The organism is Marinospirillum sp., from assembly GCF_014859565.1.
Genome location: NZ_JACUUA010000215.1, coordinates 1 through 5,379, shown reverse-complemented (window position 1 = coordinate 5,379; position 5,379 = coordinate 1). Strand labels below are relative to the sequence as shown.

5 protein-coding genes are annotated in these 5,379 nt (G+C 46.6%); 4 read left to right on the top strand and 1 reads right to left on the bottom strand.

Annotated features, from left to right (window positions below):
• From IBX50_RS16785 to IBX50_RS16770, 4 genes are all read left to right on the top strand, one after another.
• Positions 1–362: hypothetical protein (locus IBX50_RS16785; RefSeq protein WP_292257449.1), on the top strand; the 362-nt coding region annotated here is incomplete at its 5' end.
• A 203-nt stretch (positions 363–565) separates the two neighbouring features.
• Positions 566–937 carry a gamma-glutamylcyclotransferase gene (locus IBX50_RS16780; RefSeq protein ID WP_292257448.1) on the top strand — a complete coding sequence of 124 codons (372 nt, stop codon included), beginning with the start codon at positions 566–568 and terminating at the stop codon, positions 935–937.
• Positions 938–997: 60 nt separating this feature from the next.
• Positions 998–1,192 carry a hypothetical protein gene (locus IBX50_RS16775; protein ID WP_292257447.1) on the top strand — a complete coding sequence of 65 codons (195 nt, stop codon included), beginning with the start codon at positions 998–1,000 and terminating at the stop codon, positions 1,190–1,192.
• 475 nt (positions 1,193–1,667) lie between these two features.
• Entirely contained in the window at positions 1,668–3,296 is a 1,629-nt protein-coding gene (locus tag IBX50_RS16770) for a hypothetical protein (protein WP_292257446.1), read from the top strand.
• Positions 3,297–3,376: 80 nt separating this feature from the next.
• Here IBX50_RS16770 and IBX50_RS16765 read toward each other — a convergent pair.
• The coding region (locus tag IBX50_RS16765) for an AAA family ATPase (protein ID WP_292257445.1) at positions 3,377–5,379 on the bottom strand (2,003 nt) is incomplete at its 5' end.

The following is a 5,379-nucleotide window of genomic DNA, read 5'->3' as shown; positions in this document are numbered from 1 at the left end:
GAGACAAACCGTTCTTGCCGGAACACGTTATATTTCAACAGCATACCAAAGCCACGCCCACTTTTCAGCTATGCCTCATGAATAAGGCGGGATACCATCAGCAATACCTTGAAGATCTAGAAAGCGAGCGTTTGATTGAGGCGCAGATTGCTCGATACGAAGAATATTTAGATAGAGAACAGGCTCTTCAGTCTGAATCTGATGTGTTCTGTCATGTCCCCGAAACTACTCAAGAGTTATACGCGAATGTGCAGCTACTTCGTGAGTTAGAAGAGCAATACGCAAGAGAAGATTCTGCTACAGAGCAAGAATCTAGATGGTCACTCCTTAATCAACCTAGAGGCAGCGCACCAGGTTGGTGAGCACAACGACGAGAACATATCTAATGTATTCATCTCTCAGTGTAGCCTCATGAATAAAGTGGCTCTTGAATCAAATGTGCTCTGAGAGCTTTTGTGACCGCCCTGATTAGATGGACCCCTCGTTTTTGGCAAAAGGTTGCCTTCGCGACAGTGTATGACGCATGTCAATGTTAATCTTCATGGAGAAAGATGAGGAGAAAAGCATGAGCATTGAGCTGGTTATTGCCTATGGGACTTTGAAGAAAGGGTTCCATAATCATCATTTGTTGCAGCCATCAGAGTTTTTGGGGGTTGAAACTCTGTCTGACATTACCCTTTATGATCTGGATTACTTCCCCGCTGCACTTGCAGAACCATCAGAGGGTGTAGAGGTGGAATTATACGCCATTCATCATAAAGTATTGGATGATCTGGATATTTTGGAAGGGCATGATTCACAAAACCCTGATCAAGGATTGTACCGCCGCTGTAAGTGGCAAACCAGTATAGGGCTGAGCTGGATCTACTTGTATAACCACTCAGTAAAGGGAGCGCGAGCCATCAAAAAGGGCAGCTGGAATCCAGAAGCAGCATAAACATGATATAAGTGTCCGTCAGAACGGTTAACTGCGGTATCACAAACGAAAGGAACAGACATGAGTGAGCAAATCCTTAAAGACAGATCTGGCACTATTATTGGACGAATCAAAACACAGCCAGATGGTAAGCAGTATCTGCATGATCGCACAGGTACAAAAATTGGCATGTATGATCCCGACCGCAACATTACTCGGGATATAACTGGCACCATTATCGCACATAGCAATATGCTAACCACTTTGTTGAGATAGCACCTGCAGTGACTTTTAATTAAAGCCTCGCTCTGGTTGTAAACTGGGTGGCGGTTTGGGATGGATATTGACAGAGGATTGGAGCATGAGGCTGTTAAAAATCAAACTGATATTGATTCTGGCTGTGCAGGTGAGTGGCTGTGCAATTTTTTCAAACTTTCAGACCGACGCTGAGCTTTTGAGGCAGCAGGGCATTCAGGCAGTGTCACATGAAAAGGGTTTTCAGTTTGGACATGGTGTTGGACAAACGCAACAGGAAGCCATGGATGCTGCACTTAGTGAAGTAGGGCAAACAGTGTTTGTGCAGGTGCGCTCAGAAATTTCCAGCATTCAACAGACTGCAATCAAAGAAGAGGGTAAAACGCCTGACTACACCAGCCAGTTTGAAGCAAGCAGCCATAGCTTCAGTAATGTGGAGTTAAGCGGACACAGCGTTGATGAACGTAAACAGGCCAGGGATGGTTGGTACGTTCGAGTGAGAATCAGCCAAGAGGACATTGTCAGCCTAAGACAGGAACTGCAGCGTACAGCACCACTGATCGCGTATCTTGAGGTGCTGCTGGATGAAAACGAACTCCATCCTGGTCGTCAATTAAAATTTGCGATTAGAGGGCTGAAAGAAGCCCAGCGCATAGGAGTGGCAGATCAACGAATTACTGGGCATTCCTTTGGTGGGCTGAGTTACTCAGCATACTTTAATATGCAGATTCAAGATGCAATCAATCTGATGCTTCCGCTTCCCTATGTGGAGAATAATCAGGTCAGAGTTGCTTTGATACACAAGCATACCTTTGCACCCATTGCCGGTATTTGGCTGTCAGTGGGTGGTCAAGCGGTTATAACTGATAAGAATGGTATTACTACCCCGGTGGCTTTGTCTGCCGTACAGGCAAGAAATACAACAGCAACCAACAGCCCCAGCAGCTTTGCTTTACATGCACTGGGTGATCGGGATGCATTTGCAAACTCCAGTTTGGGATTGGATAGCCTTCTTGTTGAGCAGGTCGACCTGGCTGATATTCTAAACCCTGAAATCACCACTGTGTTTGTCCACCTGCATCCTGCTGACGCTACAGTCACCTTGAACCGCTACACTCAAACAGCGCCAACTTTTTTTAATCTTTCCTCAGGTATGCCTGCTGTATTGGTTGTGGAAGAAAGCAGTCAGTATCAGAAAAAGGAGTACGAAATAAAAACAGCAGGGCGACGCTATGCCTATATTACCGACACTCTGATTGAGAGAAAGTACGGACAGCTTACGCTTGAGCTTGGTCGTTCAGATGACGACTTCATCATTAACTTAGAAAACCAACGTGGAAAAGTAATCGCTTCAGGAAACAGCTTTGATGAGACAGTCGAAATCGGGAATTACACCGTCAAACTGAGTCACCGTGAGAGTCCTGAAGAGTACCAGACCATCACTGACGCTCCTTTACTGGTGCGAGAAAATCAACATGTCCGCCGCAGTTACCAAACGCCTCTCTATCGTCAGCCTTGGAAAAACGGTAAGGCTTATATGCTGAACTACGGTTTTGGTGCAAAACTTGGGGATGAATATCTTTTGCCCACTGCCAATGACACGGAAACAAGAATGACGGACTTCAAGATTCCTGGATGCTCAGGTGGTTGCCCCGGTCAGAGTTTTCATCTGCAGGACTTCACACACATTGATTTGCAGGCATTCAAATTGTTCAGCCCGGGCTCGTTAATGGTTAGTGGCTCGATCGGTATTTCCACGGCAGATTTTAAGGTGGATAAGAGGCATGAAATCAGCCTGTGGGGCGTTGGTAGTTCAGTCGGTGCAGGGTTCTGGACGAGCCAGCTCGGTAACATGAGTTGGATCTCTGCAAACTACAAGGCAGAGTATATGCACTGGGATGACCCTGGTAGCATCATTCAGCAGATGAACATGGACTCTTACGTGCTGAACACTTACCCCTATCTGGAGGCAGGCATACTGCTTGGCGTTATATCAGCAGGAATCCGCATCCCTGATCCTGCCATGGCAGCGCCCGAGTTTTTTATTGGCTTTGGAGGGGAGACGATAAAGTCCGGTTACAAGCATTCTGCAGCCACCCAAGCATCAAAAGGTGTACATTATTGAATCAGGCTGCCACACTTGATCTTAGTTTCATAGAATAATTCACAGCACCATTATTGATTAATAATGGTGCTGTTTTTTTGTCAGCCTATTGCTGAGGCAGCTGGCTGGCTTGGAACTTGCCGAACCTCCGCAGAATGCCCCGGGTGAATAAATCCAATCGGATTAGATTTGTCCCTTTGCTGTGCCACCATCTCATCCTCCAGAGCTGGCAGCATAGCGTCTAAAGTGACACGCCGACCTTGTAATTGTAAGCGGCGTAAGGCGGTCTGAATATTGCCAGGCGTGACCTGGAAATGTTTGATTAGATTCATAGAGAGATCCGGTATGCTTTTAGTGCAGTCGTGTTTCTCAAAAACAGTCATAAGAATTTTCTGCAGCTGCACGGGTGTCAGCCAGTCAAAACTGACTTTCAGATCGAAACGCCGCATCACTGAGCGATCCAGGGTCTCGAATCGATTGCTGGTGGCAATAAAAATGCCATGGTACTGATCCATCTGAGTCAGCATTTCGTTCACCATGCTGATTTCCCAGCTGGGCAGTTCGCGGCCCGTTCTTGCAGCCAGGAAAGTATCGGCCTCATCCAGTAATAAAACAGCGCCGTCATCACTGGCCTCAGCAAACATTTCTGCCAGATTTTCTTCAGTGCCCCCAACAAATCGGTTTAACAAACTGCTTGCTGATTTCGCAATCAGCGGTTTATCAAGCTCTTTGGCCAAATAATGAGCAAAGGCTGTTTTGCCACTACCGGGATGTCCGTGTAAGCATAATCGTGCTCCACCCACCCGTCTAATTTGCCTTGAGACACGCATCAGGCTTGGCTTCACATTCAGCCATTCTGGATTGTATTCAGGCAATAAATTGGTAGGTCTGCTGTCTTCCTTTTTGAATGAGGTAAACCAGTCTTTTGGCCGCAGCCCCTTTTCTGCGATACAGCGCTGCTCAAGCACCTCCAGAAGTGCAGTCTGATTCCTCACTGGCTTTTTATGATCAAGCTTCCTGCTTAAGCGATTCAGCTGGCTGATTATTGCAGGAGTGATCCATGATGCTTGTGCCAGCCACTCTTTAAACAATGAAGTGACGGGTAAGCTCTGGAGCATTTCCAGTCTTTGCTGATTGATTGAGCTTGGACTTGGTGTCGGCACCTCCAGGATCAAATCAAAACGCCGTAGATAGGCAGAATCCAGCATGTTGATTTTGTTGCTGATCCATATCGTAGGTCTCGGGTTGGTTTCTAAAAGGTGATTCACCCAGGCTTTAGGCTGTGGATGTTGATTGTCGCCAAAAGCATCTTCAATCTCATCGAATAAAAAAATGGTGTTTTCTTTCTTTTGTAGCATCAGCTGACCCAAGCCGAGCAAATTGATCCGTCGCTCAGGTTTTGTCATGTCACCATTTGAATCCTGTAATGGCACGGCATGTAGATCACAGTGGAGCCAACTGGCAAGGCTGCTTGCCAGTAATGTCTTGCCAACCCCAGGGTGGCCATACAACAAAATATTGACGCCAGACTGGTTCTCTTCAATAGCATGTTTCAAGTGGTTGCGTAAGAACTGCAGCTGCGGCATGTACGAAAAGGCTGCAGGACTTAAGGACTCAAGACCAAGTTTTGGGCACAAACCTTCACTGGCCTGATTGATCTGATCCTCAAGTGACAGATCGGATGTCTGGTTCAATGTCAGCGAGTTATTCAGCCGTTTCATTAAGTGTCCCGGCTCAAGGCAGTCCTCCATATCACTGCATCCCAGATTCTTTGTCAGGAGTCCAAACCGAAAGAAGCAATGGCTTTCCTGACCGAGCGCATGCAGGCTATTTGCTGGCAGGAATAATAACTCCTCAATTAACTCCAGCCCCTGACGAAAGTGTTTAACCAGCACTTGGTCTGCAACCTCAAATAGAATGGGGTTGCGTGTCTTTAACCACAGCAAACATAAGAAATTTTTTTCAGGCTCGTTCAGCTGCATACGTTTTGCCAGTAACTCAGCAGCTTGCATCAAAGGGACATTAAAGTGCCCCTTGGGTGTTTTTTGTCGCTGGAGCCATTTTTTTATCAATTTGATTTCATCGGCATGATCGGTCGGCTTGT

Bases quoted from the DNA above. Each gene is read 5' to 3' on its own strand.
- IBX50_RS16775 (WP_292257447.1), top strand. From the start codon at position 998: ATGAGTGAGCAAATCCTTAAAGACAGATCTGGCACTATTATTGGACGA.
- IBX50_RS16780 (WP_292257448.1), top strand. From the start codon at position 566: ATGAGCATTGAGCTGGTTATTGCCTATGGGACTTTGAAGAAAGGGTTC.